The organism is Endozoicomonas sp. ONNA2, assembly GCF_024606365.1.
GTDB lineage: Bacteria > Pseudomonadota > Gammaproteobacteria > Pseudomonadales > Endozoicomonadaceae > Endozoicomonas.
This window is the reverse complement of record NZ_JAHHPO010000418.1, coordinates 1-1,332: the sequence shown is the minus strand read 5'-3', so window position 1 is coordinate 1,332 and position 1,332 is coordinate 1. Positions and strand designations below refer to the sequence as shown.

The following is a 1,332-nucleotide window of genomic DNA, read 5'->3' as shown; positions in this document are numbered from 1 at the left end:
TTGACTAAACATTGTGGGTGGGACAAAAATCAGCAGAGTAAGTTCCACAAAAAACAGAATTTTTTCTAACAAGACGTATGCCGTTAAATCTAAAAGTCAGGTACGGTACCAACTTTCACCAGACAATGATCGTTTATCCGGAATGCAAGCAATGGCAACCACTAACATCTGGCAGCAATTCAAGGCGCTGATTCCTGAAGGAGTTCGGGTTGTCGCCACTATTGCCGCTAATAACGGCAATGGCACCAGAATGCGCACCTCCGGGATGGATCGGTGATTACGGTTAAGGGAGAGCCTGTAAACGTTGGTGAAAAGGCGTTTATTCTGGATGGTGAGATAAAAGACACAGCGCCTGGTTTGGCGCAGTATGAGGTGGAGGTATGAAATAATCAGGAATCGGTTCTTCGCGCAATTTTATCGCTCACTGTAGAAGGCAGCCCGTTGGTTAGGCCGTATAGCGTTCAAGCAGTTTATTGCACTCTGTGTGGCCAAGGCTGATAGCAATGTCGAGAGCCGTTTCGCCATAGTTATCCTTCTCTTTGGCCAGTGAGCGGTCAATCTCCAGCAATTTCGCGACGGTTTCTGGGTGGCCGTATTCAACAGCTTTGTGGAGAGCCGTTCCGCCCTCCCAATTCTTCTCTTTGGCCAGTGAGCGGTCAATCTCCAGCAATTTCGCGACGGCCTCTGGGCGGCCGTATAAAACAGCGTTGTGGATAGCTGTCCAGCCAACGTCATCCTTCTCTTTGGCCAGGGAGGGGGCAAAATCCAGCAATTTCTGGATGGCCTCTGTTTGGCCGTTTAAAGCAGCAACGTGGAGAGCCGTCCGGCCAAAGAAACCCTCCTCTTTCTCTTTGGCCAGGGAGGGGTCAATCTCCAGCAATTTCTGGATGGCCTCTGTGTGGCCGTTTAAAGCAGCAACGTGGAGAGCCGTTTGGCCATCGTTATTCTTCTCTTTGGCCAGTGAGGGGTCAATCTCCAGCAATTCCCTGATCAACCTTGTGTTGCCATTTTCGGCGGCATCGTGAAAATCCCGAACGCACTTGGATCGGTCAATAGCCGCTTTGCCGTCAGCTGCCCGCAAGACCATGGCGATCTCTTCGTGGCCCTTGCAGCAAGCCAAGTCGAGAGCCGTTTGGCCAAACTTATTCTTCTCTTTGGCCAGGGAACGGTCAATCTTCAGCAATGCGTTGACAATGGCTGTGTGGCCTTTACCAGCAGCCAAGTGAAGAGCCGTTTCGCCGTTCTTATTGGTGGTTTTCAAATTTCCCCCATCTCCAATCAGCGGTCCCAGGCATCCCAAATGGCCGTTATAAGCGGCCATATGCAGGGCTG

At 51.1% G+C, this 1,332-nt stretch carries 2 protein-coding genes; one reads left to right on the top strand and one right to left on the bottom strand.

Features of this window, described 5'->3' with window-relative positions; all coding sequences use genetic code 11:
• Window positions 1-151 precede the first annotated feature (151 nt).
• The gene (locus KDK14_RS07540; RefSeq protein ID WP_257264455.1) at window positions 152-277 is read left to right on the top strand and encodes a hypothetical protein; all 126 of its coding nucleotides are present in this window, start codon (window positions 152-154) and stop codon (window positions 275-277) included.
• Between the two features lie 168 nt (window positions 278-445).
• On the opposite strand, the gene KDK14_RS07535 is transcribed toward KDK14_RS07540, so the two are convergent.
• A partial coding sequence (locus KDK14_RS07535; RefSeq protein WP_257264454.1) for an ankyrin repeat domain-containing protein occupies window positions 446-1,332 on the bottom strand: 887 nt, incomplete at its 5' end.

What these genes read in the sequence shown, in the direction of transcription:
- KDK14_RS07540 (WP_257264455.1), top strand. Translation starts at nt 152, where the DNA reads ATGGCAACCACTAACATCTGGCAGCAATTCAAGGCGCTGATTCCTGAA.